This is a genomic window from Streptomyces sp. P9-2B-2, from assembly GCF_030406865.1.
Taxonomy (GTDB): domain Bacteria; phylum Actinomycetota; class Actinomycetes; order Streptomycetales; family Streptomycetaceae; genus Streptomyces; species Streptomyces platensis.
The window spans coordinates 5,949,566-5,972,150 of sequence record NZ_CP129126.1 but is presented as its reverse complement, the minus strand read 5'-3'; the positions used below and the strand labels follow the sequence as shown (position 1 = coordinate 5,972,150).

The window sequence follows — 22,585 nt, the reverse complement described above, 5'->3', positions numbered from 1 at the left end:
TCGAAAATTTTCTTTAGCGTAGGGAATGATTGCACTGGGTAGGGCGTTCCCCTGTATGGAGCGCCCGGCAGTGACGCCGGGCAGCGCCGACCCAAGGAGTTCTCCGCAGGAGGATCAGACGAAGGGAGAAGCCGTATGCGCTTCGAGATCATGCGCCTGGACGATGTCGACGGCACCGCCGTGGACAGCACCGTCGTGGACGCCGCCTCCGTCAACCGGATCGTGCAGCAGGCCGCCTCAACCGGCCAGCGCATCTATATCCGCCCGGCCGACACCGCCGTCCGTTAGCACCCGTTCCGCCGCCCGGTAACGCGCCGGGCCGGCAGCCGGCCGCCGATCGGCCGCACCCGCACGAACGCCCCCGTACGCACTGGCCGTACGGGGGCGCCGCGCGTTCTGCGGCAGTGCGGGCGTCAGGCCGCCGCCTGGATCACCTGGAGAACGCCGTTGATGATCTGCTGCACGGCCAGCGCGGAGAGCATCATGCCCGCCAGCCGCGTGACCAGGACCACTCCGCCGTCCTTGATCACGCGGATGATCACCAGCGAGAACCGCATCACGACGTACAGCACCACATGGATCGCCGCGATGGCCGCCCAGACGGAGATCTGCGCGGCGACCCCGTGGGCGTGCTGCACCGCGAGGATCACCGACACGATCGCCCCGGGCCCGGCCAGCAGCGGCATCCCCAGCGGCACCAGCGCCACATTGACGTCCTTGGTCTGGGTCGGCTCCTCCGACTTCCCGGTCAGCAGATCCAGCGCGACCAGCAGGAGCAGCAGCCCGCCCGCGATCATCAGCGCGGGCGTGGAGATGTGCAGCCGCCCCAGGATCTGCCGCCCGAAGAGGCCGAAGAGGGCGATGACACAGAAGGCGACGGCGGCGGCCTGCCAGGCCATCCGGCGCTGCACCTTGGCCGGCCGGCCGGAGGTCAGGGCCAGGAAGATCGGAGTGATGCCCGGCGGATCCATGATCACGAACAGGGTGACGAACAGAGTACTGAAGACGGCGACGTCGAACACGGTGATGGCCTTGCGAGAGGTGGTACGGGAGCAACCACGGACCGGCGCGGTGGGCGCGGGCCCGTAAGGAGGGGGTGGTGGGGCGGCGGGCAGGCAGGGGCCTGCGCCTCGCCCGGACGGAGAACGGCCCGGTGTGGGGACGGTCCGGCGGACCGGGGCACATGGTGCGGCAGCGGCCGCGGCGGGGTCAGCCCCCGGTGCCGGGAACGGGGAAGGCGCCGGTCGCGCGGCGCACGATCTCGCCGTAGATCTCGGGGTCGGTGGTGTATTCGCCGAGGCGACAGGTCTTACGGCTGCCGTGGTAGTCACTGGAGCCGGTGGTCAGCAGGCCGAGGTCGGCGGCCATCCCGCGCAGCCGCGCGCGGGTCGGGGCGTCGTGGTCCATGTGGTCGACCTCGATGCCGTCGAGACCGGCCGCGGCCAGTTCGGCGATCGCGCTCTCCGGTACGCAGCTGCCGCGCTTGACGGCCAGGGGATGCGCGAAGACGGTGACCCCGCCCGCCGCCTTGACCAGCCGGATCGCGTCGAACGGATCGAGTTCGTGCTTCTCCACGTACGCCCGGCCGTCGTTGGCCAGCCAGTCGGCGCAGAACGCGTCGGAGACGGAGGGCACCACGCCCAGGTCGACGAGGGCGGTGGCGATATGCGGCCGTCCCACGGCGCCGTCCCCGGCGATCCGGGCGACCTGCTCCCAGGTGATGGGCACCCCGAGGTCCCGCAGCTTGGCGACCATGCCCTGGGCCCGCGGCACCCGGTCGTCCCGCACCAGTTCCCGCTCGCGGGCGAGCTCGGGCTCCTCGGGGTCGAAGAGGTAGGCGAGCATGTGGAGGCTCACCCCGTCGAGCCGGCAGGAGAGTTCGGCGCCGGTGATCAGCGTCAGCCCCGCGGGCAGCGCCGCCCGCGCCTCGGCGTGGCCGCCGACGGTGTCGTGGTCGGTCAGCGCGACGACGTCCAGCCCGTCGGCCGCGGCGTTGCGCACCAGCTCGGCGGGGGTGTCCGTACCGTCGGAGGCCGTGGAGTGGGTGTGCAGATCGATACGCACGACGCGGACTCCAGACTGCTGCGGGACGGGCGGGGGACGGGGCCCGGGGAAACTCCGGGGACAGGTACACCGTAGGGGGACCTCAGAAGGATACCGGGCGGCCGGATGGCTCCCGGCCCCGGCGATGGCGCCCGGCCGTCAGCCCAGGATCCGCGGTGAGAGCGCCCCGCACGGCAGCAGATCCACCTCGGCGCCGGCCTCGCGCAGATCGGTCAGCACCAGCTCGTCGTACATCATCAGCCCCGACTGCTCGGGCCAGGCGATCGCCCAGAGCCACAGCCCGCGCGCCTCGCCCGCGAAGACCGCGCGGTCCGGGGGCGTGTCCTCGAGGTGCCACAGCGGGGTCGGGCGGCCGGCGGCGAGCACCTTGCCGTGCGGGTGCTTGTCGACGCAGAGGTGCGGGCCGGGGTCGGGGCCGTCGATACCGGCGTAGCGCGCGCCGAGTCCAACGCCCAGTTCCTCGGCGATCAGGAGCAGTTCGCCGGGGCCGCCGAGCGGGCCGGGGCCCGTGCAGGCCACCGCGGTCGCCCGGCCGCCGCTGCGGTCGTCACCGGCGCAGGCCACCCCGGTGAACAGCCAGCCGACCGGCAGCGGCCAGGGCATCCATACGGGCACCTGGGCGCGGCGCACGACAACGCCGAGCGCCTCGACGCTCGGCGGGACGACCGGCTGGAGCGGATGCACGGTGCCGTGCAGGGCGCACTGCCAGGTGTCGGAGAAGAGACCGGGCGCCCTTACCCGGCCTCCGCACTTCGGGCAACTGGGTTCGCCCCTCATAGGGACCAACGGTCCTCCAGCCCCGCCGCCACGTCAAGGACGATCACCCGACCGGTGTGCCCCGAATCACTTGCGCCGGCGCGCATTTGACCGCGCCCCGAGGTCCGTTCACCCCCGCCGAACAACTAGTTGCAGCTTGCATTCTTTAGATGGCCTAACTTATTGTGTGTAAACGTCAACGATCTCGGCGGCCGCACCGGCCGCCACGGACCAGGGATACGCAACCGGCAACAGGAAGGGGAACCGCAGCATGAGCGGCACGGTGAACGGCGGCCACGGCGGCGCGCACGATCCGTTCGAGGAGGGCGGCACCTCCCTGCTCCGCCAGCCGAAGGCCGTCTGGGCCACGGCGGGCGCCTCGGTCGTGGCCTTCATGGGCATCGGCCTCGTCGACCCGATCCTCCCCTCGATCGCCCGCGGCCTGCACGCCACCAACAGCCAGGTCTCCCTCCTCTTCACCTCCTACTTCCTGATCACCGCCGTCGCGATGCTGGTCACCGGCTTCGTCTCCAGCCGTATCGGCGGCCGCAAGACGCTGCTGGCCGGGCTGGCGCTCGTGGTGGTCTTCGCGGCGCTCTCCGGAATGTCCGGGTCGGTCGGCGAACTGGTCGGCTTCCGGGCGGGCTGGGGCCTGGGCAACGCCCTGTTCGTCTCGACGGCGCTGGCGGTCATCGTCGGCGCGGCGGCCGGCGGGAGCAGCGCGGCGATCCTGCTGTACGAGTCCGCGCTGGGGCTCGGGATGGCCTGCGGCCCGCTGCTGGGCGCGGTCCTCGGCGACCTGAAGTGGCGCTACCCGTTCTTCGGGACCGCCGTGCTGATGGCCGTCGGCTTCCTCGCCATCACGGTCTTCCTCAAGGAGCAGCCGAGGCCCGCCGCCAAGACCTCGCTGCTCGCCCCGGTCAAGGCGCTCGGCCACGGCGGGCTGGCCGCCACCGCCACCGCCGCCTTCTTCTACAACTACGCGTTCTTCACGGTGCTGGCCTTCACCCCGTTCGTGCTGAACATGTCCCCCTACGCATCGGGCGGCGTCTTCTTCGCCTGGGGTGTGCTGCTCGCGGTGTTCTCGGTGATCGTGGCGCCGCGGCTCCAGCACCGTTTCGGCTCACTGAAGGTGCTGTGCGCCTCGCTGCTGCTGCTCGCCGCCGATCTGGTCGTGCTGGGCTACGGCGACCACACCACCGCGGTCGTGTGCACCGTCCTGGCCGGCGCCTTCATCGGCCTGAACAACACCGTCTTCACGGAACTGGCGCTGGGCGTCTCGGACGCACCGCGCCCGGTGGCGAGCGCCGGCTACAACTTCGTGCGCTGGTTCGCGGCGGCGGCCGCGCCGTTCCTCGCGCCCAAGATCGAGGAGTGGACCGATATCCATCTCCCCTTCGTGGTCGCGGCCGTGGCCGCGGTGCTCGGCGCCGGCATCGTCGCCGTCCGGCGCCGCGCACTGACCATCCGGGCCGAGGAGCAGGCACCACGGCACGCGACGAAGGACGGGGTCACCGCCTTCGCGCGCTGAGGCACACCGGGGCCGCCCAGCCCCGCCCTGCTCCGCAAGCAAACTGACACCCCGTCGGCCCTCCCTCCCGGAGAGCCGACGGGGCGTACCGCTACCGGCAGCGCGCGGATCAGTCGAGCGGCACGCCCGTGCGCAGCGGATCGCGCAGATCCGTGCCGTGCTCCAGCCAGCGCTTCTCCAGCGCCTCGGCGCCGTGCACCCGCTTCCAGGCCGCCTCGTTGGGCGTCATCGGCAGCAGCGGCAGAAAACGGACCGGCTCCCGCGGCTCGTCCAGTTCGAGATCCTCGACGAGACCACCGGGTGCCGCGACCAGCACCGAGGTGAACGTCGCACCCGGCCACAGCGGTTCACCCACGTCCAGCGAGGCGCCGGGCGCCACGACCACCCCTTCGACCTGCGGGGACGCGGCGAGCACGGCGAGCGGCCGGAGCACCTTGTCGGTGTCGGCGAGGCCGCCCCTTACGGACAGCACGAGTTCGGCGCGCGGACCGCGGAGCGGATCGGCCACTACGGTCGTGGGGTCGGCCATGGGCTGCGCGGACATCCCGAGCGTGGCGTAACGGACCACCCCGCTGTCCACGAAGCGGAGGACCTCGATACGGTCGGTCCCGAGGAAAGTGACGGCGGCGCGCGCGTCCGGCTCGCCCAGGGTGGTCCGCAACCGGGCCTCGACCAGCTCAAGAACGTCAGACATGGCGCGAGCATACGGCCGGTCACCCGTTCGGCCGTCACCCCTCCATGTGCTGCTGTGCGGCGCGCCCGTTCTTCGTATGGAACCGGCAAAGCGGCACCGCAACGCATCAGGCGGCTGATAGCCTTGCCGTCTGGTCAGGGAATGACGTCGTCCCCCAACGGGGACCGGCCGGAGGAGGTGGGGCTGCGGTGGATCCGAGTCGACCGTGCAGTACCGATAGTTCTCCCGTCATTTCCCTCGCGCAGCGAATCTCCTGATCCGAGAGCTTCCGTACCCCGCCGCTCAGCGGCGAAACCAGGGAAGCACCTTTGCGCCGGAAGTAGATGCCGGAAGAGCGCCTTCGACTCTTTGTTCCGTGTTTTCTGCGAACTGCCGTCAGTGTCACCGCACGGAGCGCCGCCCGCTTTGCGGACGTACAGCCGATGACGCCTCGTACGTCCACGTTCCGGGCAGCGTTGCCCCCCCCCGCGCCCGCGCTGACGGCCGGCCCGTGAAGGAGCCTGCCATGTCGATGATCCGCGACCTGCGCGCCGCCGTCCGTCCGTCCCGGCGGCGCGATGACCGTCCGTACCCCTACGAGTCCGCCCCGGCCTGTGTGAACAGCGCCATCGTCGACTGCGGTGTCTACCGCGAGGGCCGCCGGGTGAGCGAGCACGTCACCCCGGCCGAGGCGATGACGAGTGTGCGCACCGAGGGCGGCTTCGCCTGGATCGGCCTGCATGAGCCGACCGAGGCCGAATTCGCCGGTATCGCCCAGGAGTTCGGGCTGCACCCGCTCGCCGTCGAGGACGCCGTGCACGCCCACCAGCGGCCCAAGCTGGAGCGTTACGACGAGACCCTGTTCACCGTCTTCAAGACGGTCCACTACGTCGAGCACACCGAGCTGACCGCGACCAGTGAGGTCGTGGAGACCGGTGAGGTGATGTGCTTCACCGGCCGGGACTTCATCGTGACGGTGCGGCACGGCGGCCAGGGTTCGCTGCGCGCGCTGCGGCACCGGCTCCAGGACGACCCGGAGTTGCTGGCCAAGGGGCCGTCCGCGGTGCTGCACGCCATCGCCGACCAGGTCGTCGACGGCTATATGGCGGTGGCCGGTGCGGTGCAGGACGACATCGATGAGGTGGAGATCGATGTGTTCAGCTCCGGCACCAACGGCAAGGGCTCCCCGAAGGGCGGCGACGCCGGGCGGATCTACCAACTCAAGCGTGAGGTGCTGGAGTTCAAGCGGGCGGTGTCGCCGCTGCTGCGGCCGATGCAGCTGCTGAGTGAGCGTCCGATGCGGCTGGTGGACTCCGACATCCAGAAGTACTTCCGGGATGTCGCCGACCACTTGGCGCGGGTCAATGAGCAGGTGCTGTCCTTCGACGATCTGCTCAACTCCATCCTTCAGGCCAATCTCGCGCAGGCCGCCGTCGCGCAGAACGAGGACATGCGCAAGATCACGGCCTGGGCGGCGATCTTCGCCGTACCGACGATGATCGCCGGGATCTACGGCATGAACTTCGACTACATGCCGGAGACGCACTGGGAGTACGGCTACCCGGCGGTGCTGCTGGTGACGGCCGCGATCTGTGTCGGCATCCACCGCGGGTTCAAGCGCAACGGGTGGCTGTGACCCCGGTGCCGGGCCACCGATCGGCGCCGCCCGCCGGTGCCGCCCGCGCGTTCGCGCATCTCAGCGCCTGGGCGGCCCCGGTCGCCCAGGGCAGGGGCGATTAGGCTGAGCCGTATGACGGAGACCGTGTCGCAGGCCCTGCACGATCGGGCGCTCATCGAAGAGGCCACGAAGAAGTCCGGCCTCGTCTGGGTACGGGGGACGGCCGGCCCGTCCCGTGCGCTGTGGCATCTGTGGCTCGACGGAGGCGCCTGCCTCATCGGGGACGGCGCCGGCGAGCAGCCGCTGGCCGACCTCGGGCTGACCGACGGCGGGACGGCGACGGTCACCGTCCGCAGCAAGGACAAGGGCGGCCGGCTGGTCGCCTGGCAGGCCCGGGTCGTCGAGCTGGCGCCGGAGAGCGATGCCTGGCGGGCCGCGGTCGACGAGCTCAAGGGCAAGCGGCTGAACGCGCCGGACGCGGACACCCTCACGGAGCGCTGGGCGCGCGAGTGCCGGGTGCTGCGGCTGGAGCCGACCGGGGAGACCACCCAGCGCCCCGGACAGATGCCGGACGAGTCGCATGCCGTACCGGCACTGGCGAGCCCCGCGATCACCCGGCGCCCCGCCCCGGCCGCGCTGCCGAAGCTGCTGCGACGGGGACGCAAGGGCTGAGCCCCGGGGCCCCGGCCCGTCCGTCGGCCGGGTGTGATCCGGTGAGCCGCGACGGGAGGCCTAGTGGCCCCCGCCGGAGATCCGGGTGCCGTAGTCCACGACCTGGTCCTTGTCCGGGGCCTTGAGGTCCACGCTCTTGCCCCAGTCCCCCATCCGCACCACGCCCGCGCCGCCGGCCCGGTGGAGCCGCAGCGGGTAGGGCGTGCCCTCCAGCGAGACATCGAGGGTGCCGCCGGAGCCCGCGCCGGCGGTGAGCCGGATGGTGCGGACCCCGTCGAGGTCACCGCGGTCACCGGCGGTCAGCTTGCCGTGCAGACCGAGCAGTCCGGCGAGCAGGGTGTCCTTGTCGGTGAAGCCGCTGAAGCGCTGGTAGACCGGGTCCTTGGCGGGCACCTTGACGTATTTGCCGCCGAGCTTCTGCGCCGCCGCCTGGTCGGGCGTGCCCGACCCGGCGCTCTTCTCGCCGGCCCAGAAGGCCGCGTCCGCCTTCAGATAGAGGGACTCGCCGACCCGCAGCAGCTGGAAGGCGGCCGCCTTGGTGGTCAGCTCGCCCTTGGCCCCGTCCTTCGCCAGGCTCATATCGAGCTTGTAGGTGCGGCCCTGGCTGACGACATTGCCGGACAGGTGCACCGTCTCGGCGCGCTGGGCCGCGGCCTTGGCCTTGGCCTCGACCTTCGCGGCGGGCAGCTTTCCCATGCCGTTGGTGCCGGCGTCCGGATCGGTCTCCCCGCCGCAGCCGGTCAGCGCCACGGCCAGTGCCGCGCAGACCGCCCCCGCGAGCGCAGCCCGTCCCGTACGACGGGTTCCGGGCAGGGGTCGGGGGCCGGACCCCGGGGGGATTGCGCTCACGTCGGCTCGGCCTCCTGATGCGGGTGATCTCGGCAGCAGTACGGCAGCGTACCTGGGCCGCGCCGGGTCGTCGGCGGGGTGCGTGGCGGTCACCCTACGGCCTCTCTCACCGGGGCGGCGCAGAGCCGGGCGCGTTAGCCTGAACCCGGATTGATGCCCTATTTCGGGCCGAACGGGAGAAGGGCGGCGCTCCGCATGGCAGTCGTGACGCCCCGGGTCTTCGTCTCCCACCTCGCCGGCAGCGCCGTCTTCGACCCCCACGGCGACCAGGTCGGCCGGCTGCGGGACCTCGTCGCGCTGCTCCGGGTCGGCGACCGTCCGCCGCGGCTGCTCGGCGTGGTCGTCGAGGTGATCAGCCGGCGCCGGATCTTCGTCCCCATGACGCGGGTGACCGGGGTGGACTCCGGCCAGATCGTCATCACCGGCGTGGTCAACATGCGGCGCTTCGAACAGCGGGCGTCCGAGACGCTGGTGCTCGGCGAGCTGCTCGACCGGCGGGTGCGGCTGGTGGAGACCGGTGAGGAGGTCACCGTCCTCGATATCGGCATCACCCAGCTGCCGGCCCGCCGCGACTGGGAGATCGACAAGGTCTTCGTACGGAAGGGGAAGGGCGGGGCGCTGCGCCGCAAGGGCGAGGCGCTGACCGTGGAGTGGTCGGCGGTGACCGGCTTCTCGCTGGAGGAGCACGGGCAGGGCGCGGAGAGCCTGCTCGCCACCTTCGAACAGCTGCGGCCTGCCGACCTGGCCGGGGTGCTGCACCATCTCTCCGCCAAGCGGCGGGCCGAGGTCGCCGCGGCCCTCGACGACGACCGGCTCGCCGACGTCCTGGAGGAGCTGCCGGAGGACGACCAGGTGGAGATCCTCGGCAAGCTGAAGGACGAGCGGGCCGCCGACGTCCTGGAGGCGATGGACCCGGACGACGCCGCCGATCTGCTCTCCGAGCTGCCGGAGGAGGAGAAGGAGCGGCTGCTGGCGCTGATGCGGCCGGAGGAGGCCGCGGATGTCCGGCGGCTGATGTCGTACGAGGAGCGGACCGCGGGCGGGCTGATGACCACCGAGCCGATCGTGCTGCGGCCGGACGCCACCGTCGCGGACGCGCTGGCCCGGGTCCGCGACCCGGACCTGTCCCCCGCCCTGGCCGCCCAGGTCTATGTCTGCCGGCCCCCGGACGAGACCCCCACCGGCAAGTACCTGGGCCTGGTGCACTTCCAACGGCTGCTGCGCGACCCGCCGTTCACCCTGGTCAGCTCGATCGCCGACACCGATCTGCCGGCCCTGCCGCCGGACACCCCGCTGCCGGAGGTGACCAGCTATCTGGCCGCGTACAACATGGTCGCCGCGCCGGTCGTGGACGAGAGCGGGGCCCTGCTGGGCGCGGTCACGGTCGACGACGTGCTGGACCATCTGCTGCCGGACGACTGGCGGGAAGACGGGCTGCACGGCTCGGCGACGGCCGGGCTGACCGGCAACGGCCGCCTCGGGAAGGCCGAGCATGGGCGCTGAGGAGCGGGACGGCGGCAGGGAGCGGTCGCGGGCGAACGGCGCCTCCGCGCTGCGCCGGGGCGCCGTGGACCGGCCGCGGGTGCGCCTCGACCTGCCGCGCGCCCCGCGCCGTACGTTCCTGCCGGAGTACGACCCGGAGGCCTTCGGGCGGCTCTCGGAGAAGATCGCCCGCTTCCTGGGGACCGGCCGCTTCATCGTCTGGATGACCGTCACCATCATCCTGTGGGTCATCTGGAACATCACCGCGCCCAGCGGGCTGCGCTTCGACACGTACCCGTTCATCTTTCTGACGCTGGCGCTGTCGCTCCAGGCCTCGTACGCCGCGCCGCTGATCCTGCTGGCGCAGAACCGCCAGGACGACCGCGACCGGGTCACCCACGAACAGGACCGCAAGCAGAACGAGCGCTCCATCGCCGACACCGAGTATCTGACCCGGGAGATCGCGGCGCTGCGGCTCGGGCTCGGCGAGGTCGCCACCCGCGACTGGATCCGCTCCGAGCTCCAGGACATGCTCCGGGACCTGGAGCTGCGGCAGCCCGCTGACGCGGAGAGTGACGAACGCGACCGCTGACGGCCTTTCCGGAGGCCGCCTCATGAGCCGTACCATCGGGTCATGGCTACCGACACGCCCCATGGCGCCACCCCGAGCGAGGACGCGGTCCGCGAAGCGCTCGCGACGGTGAACGACCCCGAGATCCACCGCCCCATCACCGAGCTGGGGATGGTCAAATCGGTGGACATCGCGGCGGACGGCGCGGTGGCGGTGGTGGTCTATCTGACCGTCTCCGGCTGCCCGATGCGCGAGACGATCACCAGCAATGTGCGCGAGGCCGTCGAGCGGGTCGAGGGCGTCACCTCCGTCGCCGTCGAGCTGGACGTGATGAGCGACGAGCAGCGCAAGGAGCTGGCGACGTCGCTGCGCGGCGGCACCGCCGAGCGTGAGGTGCCGTTCGCCCAGCCCGGCTCGCTGACCCGGGTCTACGCCGTCGCCTCCGGCAAGGGCGGCGTCGGCAAGTCGTCGGTGACGGTCAACCTCGCCGCGGCGATGGCGGCCGACGGCCTGAAGGTCGGTGTCGTGGACGCCGACATCTACGGCCACTCGGTGCCCCGCATGCTGGGCGCCTACGGCAAGCCCACCCAGGTCGAGAACATGATCATGCCGCCGTCGGCGAACGGCGTGAAGGTCATCTCGATCGGCATGTTCACCCCCGGCAACGCCCCCGTCGTCTGGCGCGGCCCGATGCTGCACCGCGCGCTCCAGCAGTTCCTCGCCGACGTCTACTGGGGCGACCTGGACGTCCTCCTCCTGGACCTGCCCCCGGGCACCGGCGACATCGCCATCTCGGTGGCCCAGCTCGTCCCGAACGCCGAGATCCTCGTCGTCACCACCCCGCAGCAGGCCGCCGCCGAGGTCGCCGAGCGGGCCGGTTCGATCGCCGTGCAGACCCACCAGAAGATCGTCGGCGTGGTCGAGAACATGTCCGGGCTGCCCTGCCCGCACTGCGACGAGATGGTCGATGTCTTCGGTACCGGCGGCGGCGAGCGGGTCGCCGAGGGCCTGACGAAGACGACCGGCACCCAGGTACCGGTGCTCGGCGCCATCCCGATCGATGTCCGGCTGCGCGAGGGCGGCGACGAGGGCAAGCCGGTCGTGCTGACCGACCCCGACTCCCCGGCCGGCTCGGCGATCCGCACCATCGCGGGCAAGCTGGGCGGCCGCCAGCGGGGCCTGTCCGGGATGTCGCTGGGGATCACCCCGCGCAACAAGTTCTGAGCCGGCGGGCGGCGCGGCGGCCTCCCGGCTGTCGGCTCCCGGCTGATGTGGAAAGGGGCGGGCCCTTACGGGTCCGCCCCTTTCGCTGCCTTGCTGCCGCGCGCGGCCGTCCGGCTCCCCGGTGCCGCCCGGCCTGCGCCCCGGCTCAGCCCTCGTACGCGGACAGGTCCTTGATCACCGAGAACCCCAGCCCGTACGCGCTCATCCCCCGCCCGTAGGCGCCGATGTGCACGTCCTCGGAGCCCTCGCCCGCCGAGCCGGCCAGCACCCAGCCGTACTCGGACTCGCGGTAGGCGAACGACGTGGGCACCCCGTCCACCGGCAGCATCAGCTCGCTCCAGCTTCCGCCGCCGAGATCGTCGGCCAGCTCCCAGGCGAGCATCGTCTGCTGGTCCAGCCAGTCCTGGCGCAGTGTCCGGTCCATCTGGGTCGGCCAGGTCTGCGCGAGCAGCCCCGACCCGGCGAGCCAGGCGGCCGTCGAGACCGAGGTCGCCTCCAGGACGCCGGTGCCGTCACCGCTGCGCCGCACGGGGCGGCTGGCGACCGTCACCACGACCGCGAACCGCTCGTCCTGCGGCGGCTCCACCTTGATGGTGGGCTCCTCGCCGTGGCCGGTGGCACCGTGCTCGACGGTGCCGTCCGCGGCCGCGCCGACCTGCATCAGCCAGCGCGGACCGGTGAACGCCTCGTCGAGGCCGTACCACGGGAACGCGGCCAGCAGATAGCCGTCGACCTTCCGGCCGACGCCGGCGGCCGCCTCATGTGTCGCTGACGGACTGGTCGTCTCCATCTGCGCGGAGCCTCCTTGTTGCCCTGCGTCGTGGGCGGCCCGCCCCCCTCAGGCGACCGAACCCCGGACACCCGGAGCATAGCCATAGGCTTCCACACAGACAGTCATACCGGTGTGTGTCAGGTGGCGTCGGCGTCGAACGGCGGACGCTCGTCCGGCTGAGCGGTCCTCTTGACCATGTCGGGGCGCCCGGCGGAGGCGGCCGGGGACTCCTTGGACAGGCTCGGACCCGAGCCGTTCGAGGGCGTGGCGGAGGAGGCGCTGTCGTCGCTGTGGACGGCGTCGGTGACCTCGGCCATCTCCTTCTTCAGGTCGAAGCCGTTACGGATCTCCTGAAGGTCCTTGAGGCCGTACTCGTCCTTCTCCAGGACGTGCTTGCGCACGAAGTTCTTGGGCTTGAGGTCCTCGAACTCGAAGTCCTTGAACTCCGGCCCCAGCTCGCTGCGGATGTCTTCCTTGGCGCTGTCCGAGAACGCCCGGACCTTGCGGACGAAGGACATCACGTCCTGGATGACCTTGGGGAGCTTGTCCGGACCGAAGATGAGCACGGCAAGGATCACGAGCGCCACCAGCTCGAGGGGTCCTATGTCGAAGAACACCTTGCAGCTCCTTGGGTTATCCGCGGCCTTCGGTGGCCTAGGGGCCAGGCCGCCTATCACGGTACCTGGCCCCACACGTCGGGCGGGAGTCGCCCGCCCCAACACCATGCAAACGATCAGCCCGTGCTGGAGGATCCGAGGCTGAGCCGGACGGACCGCTCCTTACCGCCCCTCTGGACGGTCAGCACCAGCGTGTCGCCGGGCCGGTGGCTGCGGATCTTGACGATCAGCTCCTCACCGCTGTGCACGGGGGCGCCGTCGACCTTGGTGATCACGTCGCCGGCCTTGATCCCGGCCTTGGCGCCGGGGCCGCCCGGCAGGACCGGCTGCCGGCCGTCCTTGCTGTGCTCACCGACCCGCGCGCCGTCGCCCGCGTACTCCATCTCCAGCGTGACGCCGATCACCGGGTGTGTCGCCCGGCCGGAGTTGATCAGCTCCTCGGCCACCCGCTTGGCCTGATTGATGGGTATGGCGAAACCCAGCCCTATGCTGCCGCCCTGGGCCTGGCTGTCGCCGTCCGGGCCGCCGCCGCTGTCGGCCGCGCGGATGGCGCTGTTGATGCCGATCACCCGTGCCTTGGCGTCCACCAGCGGACCGCCGGAGTTGCCGGGGTTGATGGGGGCATCGGTCTGCAGGGCGTCCACATAGGACACATCGCTGCCGTCGCCCTTCTTGCCGCCCGCGGTGATCGGGCGCTGCTTGGCGCTGATGATTCCGGACGTGACGGTGTTGGCGAGGTCGAACGGTGCGCCGATCGCCACCACCGGGTCGCCGACCCGCACCGAGTCGGAGTTGCCGAGGGTGAGCGGCCGGAGCCCCGCCACGCCCTCCACCTGGACGACGGCGAGGTCGTAGCCACCGTCCCGGCCGACGACCTTCGCCTTGGCCGTCTGGCCGCCGCTGAAGGTCACCGAGATCTCGCCGCCGCTGCCGGCCGGTTCGACCACGTGGTTGTTGGTGAGGATGTGCCCCTGGTGATCGAGGACGAAGCCGGTCCCGGTCCCCTGCTCGGCGCTCCCCCGCACGTGGATGGTGACCACCCCCGGCAAGGCGGTCTGCGCGATCCCGGCAACGCTGTCGGGCTTACGTCCCCCCTCATCGGCCCCCGACTGCGACAGCTGGATGTCACTGAGCCCGCCGTACCGCTCGACATACGCGCCGATGCCACCCCCGACGCCACCTGCCAGCAGAGCGAGCGCCACCGCCCCGGCGACCAGCGGTCCCCGGCGGGTGCGGCGGAGAGCCGGCGGCGGCACGGGCCCGCCGCCCTGCAAGGGCGCGCTCCAGGGGTCGTAGTGGTGCCAGGCGCCTTGGGGGGTGGGGTTGGGGGTGCCGGGGGCCTGGCCGGGGATGGGGGCGTGGGCGAGGGTCGGGCCGTGGTTGGTGGGGGCGGGGTGGGGGCCGGGGGCGTGGGGCGTGGGTGCCGAGGCCGGGTGGGGGACGGCGGGGGCGCCGGGGGCGGGTGCGTGGGGGCCGGGTGCGTGGGGCGCGGTCGGTGAGGTCGGGCCGTGGTCACCGGGTCCTGTCGTGCCGGGCTGCGGGCCGGATGCGTAGGGCGCGGTTGCCGAGGCCGGGCGGGGGCCGCCGTCGCCGGGGTGGGGGATGAAGGCGCCGTCCGTGCCCTCCTGCGGCGCGTCGGGTCCGGCGGCGGGCCCGGCCGGGGCATCCATGGGGGCGCTCTGTGAGCCGGTGGCCCCGGGGGCGGCTGTCTGCGCGGGGGCGGTGGCCTGCCCGGGGGCGGGCTGCGGCGGAAGCACCGTGCCCTGTGCGGGCGTCGCCATCGGCCGCTGCACGGGCGGCGCGGGCGCCCAGGGCCCGGGACCACCGTAAGGAGGGGTGCCGTAGGGGTCCTCGGCATGCAGGGGCTGCTGGGGCGCGGCGGCCGGGGGCTCGGTCGGGGCGGGGGCGGCGGACGGTGTCGGGGTGGCTTGGGCGGCGGGGACGGCAGCGGTGGCCGCCGTGGCGGGGGCGGCCGTGGTGGCCATCGTGGCCGTCGTGGCCTCGTCGCCCGGGGTGCGGGCAGGCAGAACGGCCTCATCCGGTAGGTCCGCACGCACCCGCCCGAGCGTCACGGTCCCCGGGTCCGGGCGCGTACCGCCGGTCCGGCCGTCCACGGCCGAGGCAGCCTCCTGGCTCGACCCGGCCCCGGCTGCCGTACCCGACGCCACCGTCAACTCATCGGCGGGCCCGGCCACTTCGGCCGTCTCGGAAGCTGCGGGCGACCCGGGCGCCCCCGCACCGTTCCGCGGCTCCGGCGGGCGCACGGTCCAGTCCTCTTCCTGCTGCCCGGCGGACGTGCCCGGCACGTGGGGCAGCCGGGCGGTCGGCGCCTCGGCGGCATCGGCCACCACGGCACCGGCCGGTGCGGACCCGTCCGGCGAACCTGCCGCTGCGCCCGGTGCGTCTCCCCGCTCGGGCGGACGCACGATCCAGTCCTCGCCGCTGTGGTGCACGTCGGACGTGCCGGAGCCCTCGGTCCGCGTTCCGCCCGACGGACTGTCGGCGGGCGGCGGGGTCTGCGGGCCGGCCTCGGCGGACGGTTCCGTGCCCGTGCTGCTCCCCGGACGGCTCCACCACTTCAGCTTCGACCCGGCGGCCTTACCGTCGTCCATGCTCTCCCCAGAGTTCGCCCGCGTCGTGCGCGGGCCACCACCACCTCGCGGACGCGCCCGCTCAGGGGTGCGCCGCCCCACAGGGATTCAACCAGTTCCGTGTGGGGCCGCGCAGGGGACGGTCAGCGCCGGGCGGAGGCTCCGCCCTCGGCGAAGGGGCCCGCCGCGGCCGCGGAGCCGATCAGCGGACGCTTGGGCTCCAGCGGCGGGAGCGCCGGCGGGTTCTTCCGCACCGGGGAGTTGCCGGTCGCGGTGGTCAGGGGCGCGAGGTGATACGGCGACGCCGGACCGCTCCCGGCTATCAGCGGGGAGAGGCCGAAGCGGCCGGCCGGCGCGGAGGGCGGTGCCGACGCCGTCGCATAGGGGGCGGGGGGTGCCGCACCGGGGCCGTACAGGGCCATGGCGCTGGGGGCCGGGGCCAGGGTCGGGCCGCCGGACGGCTGCCCGTCGGAGTTCTTGGCGGCGAACTCCGCGCCGCGGAGCAGGGAACCGCTGTCGGCGGCCGGGTTGACGCTCAGCGGGGTGACGGTCGTGCCGCCGCTGTCGACGCGTCCGCCGGGCAGGTCGACGGCCGCTTCCAGGGGGAGGGCGCCGCCCAGTGCGAAGGCCGCGAGGGAGACCGCGCCGGCCGCCGCGAAGGCGAACCGCCGCCGCTGTGCGGGACGGTCGACCTCGTGCACCCGGAAGCCGCGGCCGCGCGACTGGGTGGGAAGCGCCGCCATGGCATGGCCGGAGTGACCACCGGAGGGGACGTAGCGGAACGCGCTGCCGCCTCTGGCGAAGTCGCCGCGCCCGAAGTCGCCGCGTCCGAGCGCGCCGTTGCCGAGCCGGCTGCCGGGACCCTCGGGGTCGCCACCGGGCAGTTGCTGGAGACGTGCCAGCAGGCCCTCGGACGGCCCGGGCGGTGCCGCCTGGGCGAAGACATTTTTCAGCCGACGCTGGGCGTCGGCCTCGGCCTTGCATTTGCCGCAGGTCGCGAGATGCGCGAGCACCCGCTCGCGCGCGTCATGCCCCAACTCGCCATCGACCAGGGCCGCAAGGCGGTCGCCGAGATGCTGCTCGGCGGGGGACGGACCGCCGTTGCCGCTCACGCGATTCCGACCTCCTGCGAGGGCACCACGGCCAGCGAGCGCCGCTGCTCGCGCTCTTCGGCGCGGGTGGCCGGGGCCCGGTGCTTGAGGGACTTGCGCAGATGGGAGCGGCCGCGGTGGATCCGGCTGCGGACCGTGCCCAGCTTGACGCCGAGAGTCGCGGCGATCTCCTCGTAGGAGAGGCCCTCGATGTCGCACAGCACGACCGCGGCGCGGAACTCCGGCGCCAGGGTGTCCAGCGCCTGCTGCACATCGGCGTCGAAGTGGGTGTCGTTGAAGTGCTGCTGCGGGGAGGGCTCGCGGCTGGGGAGCCGCTCGGCCGCGTCGTCACCGAGCGCGTCGAAGCGAATACGCTGCCGGCGCCGGACCATGTCCAGGAAGAGGTTGGTCGTGATGCGGTGCAGCCAGCCCTCGAAGGTGCCGGGGGTGTACGTCGACAGCGAACGGAAGACGCGGACGAACACCTCCTGGGTGAGGTCCTCGGCGTCGTGTTGATTGCCGGTGAGGCGATAGGCGAGGCGGTAGACCCGTGCACTGTGGGTGCTGACGATCTCCTCCCAGCTGGGCGGAGTCCACGCCTGCGCATCCGCGTCTGCGGCAAAGGTCGCGGTGGTCGCGGAGTCGGCGGTGGAGGCCCTGCCCATGCCCTTCGGGCCATGGGGGCGGAAACGGTCAGCGGTGTTTGTCACGGATTTCGGCTCGGCGAACGACCTTTTCAAGCGCCTCAGCACCCCTCGGTCACCCGCCGCAGCCGCACCTCCCCTGGTGGCTCTGGTGGTGTCCAGTAGAGCCCCTACCATATCCACCTCGCCCGTTAGCTCCGGATAAGCAGTTTTGACCTGCATTTGGTCCTGCTTCTCGTCCTGGTTCGCGTCTCGCGCGGTCGTCACCGTGCCTCCCCCCGTCGTCCCGCCACCCCTTCTTAACGTCCAGTCCCATCTGCGGGTTCCCGCACGCAGCGGATACAGTCACGGTTGCGTCAACTACGGGGACAGGAGAGGGCCATTACCGGCAACCGGCAGACGAGCTTGGCATTCGCCGAGGCGTACGGCGCCGGGACCATCGACGACAGCGCCGAGGCCGCCCTGCACTGGTCCCGTGACCGCGCGCGGGAAGCCGGTATCCGCACGGTGACCACCGGCACCGGCTCGGCCCTCCGTCTGCTCGCCGCCGCCGTGGACGCCAAAGCGGTCGCCGAGATCGGCACCGGCACGGGCGTGTCGGGCATCTACCTCCTGCACGGCATGCGCCCCGACGGGGTGCTGACCACCGTGGACCTCGAACCCGAGCGGCAGGCGTTCGCCAAGCAGGCGTTCCGCGCGGCGGGCTTCGCCGGGAACCGCGCCCGCTTCATCCCTGGCCGCGCCCTGGACGTACTGCCCCGGCTCGCGGACGGCGGATACGACCTCGTGTACTGCGACGGCGACCTGATGGAGTGCTTGGAGTACCTCGCTGAATCGTTGCGGCTGCTGCGCCCCGGCGGCCTGGTCTGCTTCGAAGGGGTCTTCGCCGACGGCCGTACGGTCGATTCGGCGGTACAGCCCGCAGAGGTACTGCGGCTGCGGGAACTCCTGCGGACCGTAAGGGAGAGCACGACCCTCGTACCGTCCCTGTTGCCGGTCGGTGACGGACTGCTCTGCGCCGTCAAACGCGGTTGACCCACGCAGCACCGGATATGCGAAACGGCCCCGACACACGGCGCGCCTTCACTGCGCGCCCCATGCCGGGGCCGTCATACGGCTGGGGATACCGGGGTCAGCCCCGGGAAACCGCCGGTTGCGCCGCCCTTGTCAGACGGTGACCTTGTCCAGGGCCTCACCCAGCGCCTTGGCTTCGTCGGGGGTCAGCTCGACGACGAGCCGCCCGCCGCCTTCGAGCGGAACACGCATGACGATGCCCCGCCCCTCCTTGGTCACCTCGAGCGGGCCGTCGCCCGTCCGCGGCTTCATGGCCGCCATGCTCGTTCCCCTTCCTGAAACCAGCTCATCTCAGCCGACGGCCCGAATAGGCACGTGTCACCGGCATCGAACACATTGCTTCCAGGCCATTATCCCGCATCGAACGACCCGATGACCAACATCGGGCTGCATCCCTTCGGCAACGCGCTCCCGCAAACCCCCTCAATTCGGAGAGGCGGCTGCAATACTTCTCCGCCCGCCGACCCCCGGCGCGCCCGCAATCTTTGATGTACGTCACATGCCGAGGCCCGATGATCTCCGGCATCCTGAGCGCTGACTGCCGCTGCCGAGCAGTCCGAGCCGCGACGGAGGGGACTCCCACTATGGCCGACACCGTGCTCTATGACGTGACCGACGGACTCGCGACGATCACGCTCAACCGCCCCGACGCGATGAACGCGCTGAACATCGAGGCGAAGGTCCTGCTGCGGGACACGCTCCAGGAGGCCGCCGCCGACTCCGCCGTACGCGCCGTGCTGCTGACCGCCACCGGGCGCGCCTTCTGCGTCGGGCAGGACCTCAAGGAGCACATCGGCCTGCTGGCCGAGGACCGGGCCACCGGGTCCGGGAAGACCATGAACACCGTGCGTGAGCACTACAACCCGATCGTGACGGCGCTGACGGAGATGCCCAAGCCCGTGGTGGCGGGCGTCAACGGGGTCGCCGCGGGCGCCGGTGCGGGCTTCGCGATGGCCGCCGACTACCGCGTGGTCGCCGACTCCGCCTCCTTCAACACCTCCTTCGCGGGCGTCGCGCTGACCGCCGACTCCGGGATGTCCTGGACCCTGCCGCGGCTGATCGGCCAGGGCCGGGCCGCCGACCTGCTGCTCTTCCCGCGCAACGTCGGTGCCCAGGAGGCGTACGAGCTGGGGATCGCCAACAAGGTCGTACCGGCCGAGGAGCTGGCAGCGGAGGCCGCGGCCGTCGCCCGGCGGCTGGCCCAGGGCCCGACCGCCGCGTATGCCGCGCTCAAGGAGTCGCTGGCCTACGGGGCGGGGCACTCGCTCGTCGAGACCCTCGGCAAGGAGGACGAACTCCAGGGCCGGGCCGGGGCGTCGGAGGACCACCGGATCGCGGTCGAGGCGTTCGTGAAGAAGGAGAAGCCGGTCTTCCTGGGCCGCTGACCCGGCCCGGTCCCGGCGACGGCGGGCGGCCGGGTCAGCCGGCCGCCGCCTCCACGGCCGCCCGGACGTGGCACTCCGCCAGATGGTCGTTGACCAGGCCACACGCCTGCATCATCGCGTAGGCGGTGGTCGGGCCGACGAAGCGGAAGCCGCGCTTCTTGAGGTCCTTGGCGAGCGCCGTGGACTCCGGGGTCGTCGGCTGGAGATCGTCGACGGTGCGCGGCACCGGCCGGCCCGCCCGGGCGGGCGCGAAGGACCAGATCAGGTCGTCGAGCTCGCCGGGGGCCAGCTCGGCGGCGACCTTGGCGTTGTTGATCGTCGCGGCGATCTTGGCGCGGTTGCGGATGATGCCGGGGTCGGTGAGCAGCCGCTCGGCGTCCGCGTCCGTGAACCGCGCCACCTTCGCGATGTGGAAACCGGCGAACGCGGCGCGGAAGCCGGGGCGGCGGCGCAGGATCGTGATCCAGGAGAGCCCCGACTGGAACGCCTCCAGGCTCATCCGCTCGAAGAGGGCGTCGTCGCCATGGACCGGCAGGCCCCATTCGGTGTCGTGGTAGGCGCGGTAGTCGGCCATCCGCTCCGACTCCAGCCCCCACGGGCAGCGCGGGACGCCGTCCGGTTCCCTCACCACGCCGCTCATGCCCGCTCCTCGTCATCCGGCCGCGGTCCGGGCGCTTCGGGTGCGTCCGCGGATTTCCGGTCGCCGGGCCCCGGGGCCGGCCCCGTCTCCGGCACCGGCCCGAGCACCGGCGGGCCGTCCTGTATCAGCCCCGGGCCGCCCATGGCGGAGGCGTGCGCCCCGGCCAGCGCGGCCTCCAGCTCGGCGATCCGGGCGTCCCGCTCCGCGAGTTCGGCGCCCAGGCGGTCCAGGACGTCGTCGACGTCGTTCATGCGATAGCCACGGACGGTGACCGGGAGACGCACGGCGTCCACATCGGCGCGGGCCACCGGGCGGTCCTCCGGCAGCGGGTCGTGCAGCCGGTCCGGCTCGGAATCCCGCAGCCCACCGCCGTCACCACCGCCGACGACCACGAGCGTGACCGCGGCCACCACCACGACCATCGCGATCAGCAAGAACCAGAACACGACCAACTCCCCGGACTATGTGCCTGCACTGATCGTGCCATGCGGGTGTGACAGTTAGGGTCGCTCCCGGACCACGGAGAGGGAGTCAGGGAATGCTGCGGCTGGGGAATCGCGAGTTCGGCGCGCACGAGCCGGTGATCATGGCGATCGTCAACAGGACGCCGGACTCGTTCTACGACCAGGGCGCCACGTTCCGTGACGAGCCCGCCCTCGCCCGGGTGGAACAGGCGGTGGCCGACGGTGCCGCGATCATCGACATCGGCGGCGTCAAGGCCGGTCCCGGCGAGGAGGTGAGCGCCGAGGAGGAGGCCCGCCGCACGGTCGGGTTCGTCGCCGAGGTCCGCAAGCGCTTCCCCGATGTGGTGATCAGCGTCGACACCTGGCGGCACGAGGTCGGCGAGGCGGTGTGCGAGGCCGGCGCGGATCTGCTCAACGACGCCTGGGGCGGCGTCGATCCACGGCTCGCCGAGGTTGCCGCGCGCTATGACGTCGGCCTGGTGTGCACCCACGCGGGCGGCGCGGAGCCGCGGACCCGGCCGCACCGGGTGACGTACGACGACGTGATGGCGGACATCTTGCGGGTGACGCTCGGACTGGCCGAGCGGGCCGTGGAGTTGGGCGTCCGGCGGGACGCGATCATGATCGATCCGGGGCACGACTTCGGGAAGAACACCCGGCACAGCCTGGAGGCGACCCGCCGGCTCGGCGAGATGGCGGAGACGGGCTGGCCGGTGCTGGTGTCGCTGTCCAACAAGGACTTCGTCGGCGAGACGCTCGACCGGCCGGTCAAGGAGCGGGTGCTGGGCACCCTCGCGACCACCGCCGTCTCGGCCTGGCTGGGCGCCCAGGTCTACCGCGTGCACGAGGTCGCCGAGACCCGGCAGGTGCTGGACATGGTGGCCTCGATCGCCGGCCACCGGCCCCCGGCGGTCGCCCGCCGGGGACTGGCCTGAGGGCGGCGGCCCTTAGGGCTCGTACGAACAGATGCCGTAGGGGGTGGCCGGGCCCCCTTCGGGCCACAACGGGATGGGGGACGGCGGCATTCCCGACGGCACCAGCCAGCGGCCCCCGGGCCGCCCCCGCCCCTAGATCCCGACCTCCTTGGTCACCAGGGCGATTGCCTCGTCGACGTCGTCGCTGAGGTGGAAGAGTTCCAGATCGTGCATGGACGCCTTGCCCTGGGCGATCAGGGTGTCGCGCAGCCAGTCGACCAGGCCGCTCCAGTAGGCCGTGCCGAACAGCACGATCGGGAAGCGGGTGACCTTGCGGGTCTGGACGAGGGTGAGTGCCTCGAAGAACTCGTCGAGGGTACCGAGGCCGCCGGGGAGCACCACGAATCCCCGGGCGTACTTCACAAAGCACGTCTTGCGGACGAAGAAGTAGCGGAAGTCGACGCCGAGGTTCACGTACTCGTTCATGCCCTGCTCGAAGGGCAGCTCGATGCCCAGCCCGACGGAGGTGCCACCGGCCTCGTTGGCGCCCTTGTTGACGGCCTCCATGGCGCCGGGGCCACCGCCGGTGATCACCGCGAAACCGGCGTCGACCAGGGCCCGGCCGATCCGTACGCCGGCGTCGTACTCCTTGGAGTCACGCGGTGTACGAGCCGAGCCGAAGACGCTGACGGCCGGACCCAGCTCGGCCAGCGCGCCGAAGCCCTCCACGAACTCCGACTGGATGCGCATCACGCGCCAGGGGTCGGTGTGCACCCACTCGGAGGGGCCTTCGGAGTCCAGCAGCCGCTGGTCGGTGGTGCCGGCCTGCACCTGCTCCTGGCGGCGCAGTACGGGACCCAGCCGCTGCTCCTCCGGGACCGGTGCTCCCTCGGGACTGGCCATGTCGTGCTCCCTCCGCTGGCAGATCGTTTGCCTGTTCAGCGTAGATCCGA

At 72.1% G+C, this 22,585-nt stretch carries 24 protein-coding genes; 10 read left to right on the top strand and 14 right to left on the bottom strand.

What is annotated here, in order from left to right; translation table 11 throughout:
- Nucleotides 1-135: 135 nt before the first annotated feature.
- Nucleotides 136-288, top strand: coding sequence for a hypothetical protein (locus QT196_RS26415; RefSeq protein WP_085925097.1), 153 nt, complete (start codon nucleotides 136-138; stop codon nucleotides 286-288).
- Nucleotides 289-413: 125 nt separating this feature from the next.
- Here the strand turns inward: QT196_RS26415 and QT196_RS26410 are convergent, their stop codons facing one another.
- The 3 genes from QT196_RS26410 to QT196_RS26400 all read right to left on the bottom strand — a co-directional run bounded on the left by QT196_RS26410 (nucleotide 414) and on the right by QT196_RS26400 (nucleotide 2,841).
- Nucleotides 414-1,022, bottom strand: a complete 609-nt coding sequence (locus QT196_RS26410; RefSeq protein ID WP_085925096.1) for a MarC family protein — start codon at nucleotides 1,020-1,022, stop codon at nucleotides 414-416.
- Between the two features lie 187 nt (nucleotides 1,023-1,209).
- On the bottom strand, nucleotides 1,210-2,064 hold the full coding sequence (locus QT196_RS26405) for a PHP domain-containing protein (protein WP_168481265.1): 855 nt from the start codon (nucleotides 2,062-2,064) through the stop codon (nucleotides 1,210-1,212).
- 138 nt (nucleotides 2,065-2,202) lie between these two features.
- A complete protein-coding gene (locus tag QT196_RS26400) occupies nucleotides 2,203-2,841 on the bottom strand; it encodes a DUF6758 family protein (RefSeq protein ID WP_290355846.1) in 639 nt (212 codons plus the stop codon).
- A gap of 250 nt (nucleotides 2,842-3,091) precedes the next feature.
- On the opposite strand from QT196_RS26400, the gene QT196_RS26395 reads away from it, so the two are divergent.
- Nucleotides 3,092-4,351: an MFS transporter gene (locus QT196_RS26395; RefSeq protein WP_290355845.1), complete on the top strand. Its 1,260-nt coding sequence runs from the start codon at nucleotides 3,092-3,094 to the stop codon at nucleotides 4,349-4,351.
- Nucleotides 4,352-4,460: 109 nt separating this feature from the next.
- Here the strand turns inward: QT196_RS26395 and QT196_RS26390 are convergent, their stop codons facing one another.
- Entirely contained in the window at nucleotides 4,461-5,045 is a 585-nt protein-coding gene (locus tag QT196_RS26390) for a suppressor of fused domain protein (RefSeq protein ID WP_168481262.1), read from the bottom strand.
- A gap of 505 nt (nucleotides 5,046-5,550) precedes the next feature.
- Between QT196_RS26390 and QT196_RS26385 the strand changes: the two genes are divergently transcribed.
- Nucleotides 5,551-6,660, top strand: a complete 1,110-nt coding sequence (locus tag QT196_RS26385; protein ID WP_168481261.1) for a magnesium and cobalt transport protein CorA — start codon at nucleotides 5,551-5,553, stop codon at nucleotides 6,658-6,660.
- Between the two features lie 114 nt (nucleotides 6,661-6,774).
- Nucleotides 6,775-7,314 (top strand): hypothetical protein, encoded by a 540-nt coding sequence (locus QT196_RS26380; RefSeq protein ID WP_266733634.1) that lies wholly within the window; start codon nucleotides 6,775-6,777, stop codon nucleotides 7,312-7,314.
- A gap of 60 nt (nucleotides 7,315-7,374) precedes the next feature.
- Here QT196_RS26380 and QT196_RS26375 read toward each other — a convergent pair whose 3' ends face one another.
- On the bottom strand, nucleotides 7,375-8,163 hold the full coding sequence (locus QT196_RS26375) for a hypothetical protein (protein WP_248001310.1): 789 nt from the start codon (nucleotides 8,161-8,163) through the stop codon (nucleotides 7,375-7,377).
- 195 nt (nucleotides 8,164-8,358) lie between these two features.
- Between QT196_RS26375 and QT196_RS26370 the strand changes: the two genes are divergently transcribed.
- Genes QT196_RS26370 through QT196_RS26360 form a run of 3 tightly spaced genes read left to right on the top strand, consistent with a single transcriptional unit; the run spans nucleotide 8,359 to nucleotide 11,440 of the window.
- On the top strand, nucleotides 8,359-9,666 hold the full coding sequence (locus tag QT196_RS26370) for a CBS domain-containing protein (protein ID WP_168481259.1): 1,308 nt from the start codon (nucleotides 8,359-8,361) through the stop codon (nucleotides 9,664-9,666).
- Nucleotides 9,656-10,237, top strand: a complete 582-nt coding sequence (locus QT196_RS26365) for a DUF1003 domain-containing protein (protein WP_290355844.1) — start codon at nucleotides 9,656-9,658, stop codon at nucleotides 10,235-10,237. The genes QT196_RS26370 and QT196_RS26365 overlap by 11 nt, the downstream gene beginning before the upstream one ends.
- 42 nt (nucleotides 10,238-10,279) lie before the next feature.
- Complete coding sequence (locus QT196_RS26360) at nucleotides 10,280-11,440, top strand: P-loop NTPase (protein WP_168481257.1); 1,161 nt, start codon at nucleotides 10,280-10,282, stop codon at nucleotides 11,438-11,440.
- A 145-nt stretch (nucleotides 11,441-11,585) separates the two neighbouring features.
- Here QT196_RS26360 and QT196_RS26355 read toward each other — a convergent pair whose 3' ends face one another.
- The 5 genes from QT196_RS26355 to sigE all read right to left on the bottom strand — a co-directional run bounded on the left by QT196_RS26355 (nucleotide 11,586) and on the right by sigE (nucleotide 17,221).
- The gene (locus QT196_RS26355) at nucleotides 11,586-12,230 is read right to left on the bottom strand and encodes a hypothetical protein (protein ID WP_168481256.1); all 645 of its coding nucleotides are present in this window, start codon (nucleotides 12,228-12,230) and stop codon (nucleotides 11,586-11,588) included.
- 119 nt (nucleotides 12,231-12,349) lie between these two features.
- Nucleotides 12,350-12,829 (bottom strand): sec-independent translocase, encoded by a 480-nt coding sequence (locus QT196_RS26350; RefSeq protein WP_168481255.1) that lies wholly within the window; start codon nucleotides 12,827-12,829, stop codon nucleotides 12,350-12,352.
- 116 nt (nucleotides 12,830-12,945) lie between these two features.
- Nucleotides 12,946-14,814, bottom strand: a complete 1,869-nt coding sequence (locus QT196_RS26345; RefSeq protein WP_290356721.1) for a trypsin-like peptidase domain-containing protein — start codon at nucleotides 14,812-14,814, stop codon at nucleotides 12,946-12,948.
- A 749-nt stretch (nucleotides 14,815-15,563) separates the two neighbouring features.
- On the bottom strand, nucleotides 15,564-16,532 hold the full coding sequence (locus QT196_RS26340; RefSeq protein WP_266733640.1) for a zf-HC2 domain-containing protein: 969 nt from the start codon (nucleotides 16,530-16,532) through the stop codon (nucleotides 15,564-15,566).
- Nucleotides 16,529-17,221 (bottom strand): RNA polymerase sigma factor SigE, encoded by a 693-nt coding sequence (sigE, locus tag QT196_RS26335; protein WP_168481254.1) that lies wholly within the window; start codon nucleotides 17,219-17,221, stop codon nucleotides 16,529-16,531. The genes QT196_RS26340 and sigE overlap by 4 nt, the downstream gene beginning before the upstream one ends.
- A gap of 285 nt (nucleotides 17,222-17,506) precedes the next feature.
- Here sigE and QT196_RS26330 point away from each other — a divergent pair, with 285 nt between their 5' ends.
- Nucleotides 17,507-18,190, top strand: a complete 684-nt coding sequence (locus tag QT196_RS26330) for an O-methyltransferase (RefSeq protein WP_159743512.1) — start codon at nucleotides 17,507-17,509, stop codon at nucleotides 18,188-18,190.
- A 132-nt stretch (nucleotides 18,191-18,322) separates the two neighbouring features.
- Here QT196_RS26330 and QT196_RS26325 read toward each other — a convergent pair whose 3' ends face one another.
- Nucleotides 18,323-18,490: a DUF3117 domain-containing protein gene (locus QT196_RS26325; RefSeq protein WP_006603288.1), complete on the bottom strand. Its 168-nt coding sequence runs from the start codon at nucleotides 18,488-18,490 to the stop codon at nucleotides 18,323-18,325.
- A 323-nt stretch (nucleotides 18,491-18,813) separates the two neighbouring features.
- Between QT196_RS26325 and QT196_RS26320 the strand changes: the two genes are divergently transcribed.
- Complete coding sequence (locus QT196_RS26320) at nucleotides 18,814-19,614, top strand: enoyl-CoA hydratase-related protein (RefSeq protein ID WP_168481253.1); 801 nt, start codon at nucleotides 18,814-18,816, stop codon at nucleotides 19,612-19,614.
- A gap of 34 nt (nucleotides 19,615-19,648) precedes the next feature.
- On the opposite strand, the gene QT196_RS26315 is transcribed toward QT196_RS26320, so the two are convergent.
- Both QT196_RS26315 and QT196_RS26310 read right to left on the bottom strand, forming a co-directional pair.
- Nucleotides 19,649-20,254 (bottom strand): DNA-3-methyladenine glycosylase I, encoded by a 606-nt coding sequence (locus tag QT196_RS26315; protein ID WP_290355842.1) that lies wholly within the window; start codon nucleotides 20,252-20,254, stop codon nucleotides 19,649-19,651.
- Entirely contained in the window at nucleotides 20,251-20,700 is a 450-nt protein-coding gene (locus QT196_RS26310) for a DivIVA domain-containing protein (RefSeq protein ID WP_168481251.1), read from the bottom strand. Before QT196_RS26310 ends, QT196_RS26315 begins: the two co-directional genes overlap by 4 nt.
- A gap of 92 nt (nucleotides 20,701-20,792) precedes the next feature.
- Between QT196_RS26310 and folP the strand changes: the two genes are divergently transcribed.
- Complete coding sequence (gene folP, locus QT196_RS26305; protein ID WP_168481250.1) at nucleotides 20,793-21,653, top strand: dihydropteroate synthase; 861 nt, start codon at nucleotides 20,793-20,795, stop codon at nucleotides 21,651-21,653.
- A gap of 132 nt (nucleotides 21,654-21,785) precedes the next feature.
- Here the strand turns inward: folP and QT196_RS26300 are convergent, their stop codons facing one another.
- Nucleotides 21,786-22,535 carry a TIGR00730 family Rossman fold protein gene (locus QT196_RS26300; RefSeq protein WP_168481249.1) on the bottom strand — a complete coding sequence of 250 codons (750 nt, stop codon included), beginning with the start codon at nucleotides 22,533-22,535 and terminating at the stop codon, nucleotides 21,786-21,788.
- Between the last annotated feature and the right edge of the window lie 50 nt (nucleotides 22,536-22,585).

Coding starts and splice junctions, on each gene's coding strand:
- QT196_RS26415 (WP_085925097.1), top strand. CDS start 136: ATGCGCTTCGAGATCATGCGCCTGGACGATGTCGACGGCACCGCCGTG.
- QT196_RS26400 (WP_290355846.1), bottom strand. CDS start 2,841: ATGAGGGGCGAACCCAGTTGCCCGAAGTGCGGAGGCCGGGTAAGGGCG.
- QT196_RS26395 (WP_290355845.1), top strand. CDS start 3,092: ATGAGCGGCACGGTGAACGGCGGCCACGGCGGCGCGCACGATCCGTTC.
- QT196_RS26390 (WP_168481262.1), bottom strand. CDS start 5,045: ATGTCTGACGTTCTTGAGCTGGTCGAGGCCCGGTTGCGGACCACCCTG.
- QT196_RS26385 (WP_168481261.1), top strand. CDS start 5,551: ATGTCGATGATCCGCGACCTGCGCGCCGCCGTCCGTCCGTCCCGGCGG.
- QT196_RS26380 (WP_266733634.1), top strand. CDS start 6,775: ATGACGGAGACCGTGTCGCAGGCCCTGCACGATCGGGCGCTCATCGAA.
- QT196_RS26370 (WP_168481259.1), top strand. CDS start 8,359: ATGGCAGTCGTGACGCCCCGGGTCTTCGTCTCCCACCTCGCCGGCAGC.
- QT196_RS26365 (WP_290355844.1), top strand. CDS start 9,656: ATGGGCGCTGAGGAGCGGGACGGCGGCAGGGAGCGGTCGCGGGCGAAC.
- QT196_RS26360 (WP_168481257.1), top strand. CDS start 10,280: ATGGCTACCGACACGCCCCATGGCGCCACCCCGAGCGAGGACGCGGTC.
- QT196_RS26355 (WP_168481256.1), bottom strand. CDS start 12,230: ATGGAGACGACCAGTCCGTCAGCGACACATGAGGCGGCCGCCGGCGTC.
- QT196_RS26345 (WP_290356721.1), bottom strand. CDS start 14,814: ATGGCCACCACGGCCGCCCCCGCCACGGCGGCCACCGCTGCCGTCCCC.
- QT196_RS26325 (WP_006603288.1), bottom strand. CDS start 18,490: ATGGCGGCCATGAAGCCGCGGACGGGCGACGGCCCGCTCGAGGTGACC.
- QT196_RS26320 (WP_168481253.1), top strand. CDS start 18,814: ATGGCCGACACCGTGCTCTATGACGTGACCGACGGACTCGCGACGATC.
- QT196_RS26315 (WP_290355842.1), bottom strand. CDS start 20,254: ATGAGCGGCGTGGTGAGGGAACCGGACGGCGTCCCGCGCTGCCCGTGG.
- folP (WP_168481250.1), top strand. CDS start 20,793: ATGCTGCGGCTGGGGAATCGCGAGTTCGGCGCGCACGAGCCGGTGATC.
- QT196_RS26300 (WP_168481249.1), bottom strand. CDS start 22,535: ATGGCCAGTCCCGAGGGAGCACCGGTCCCGGAGGAGCAGCGGCTGGGT.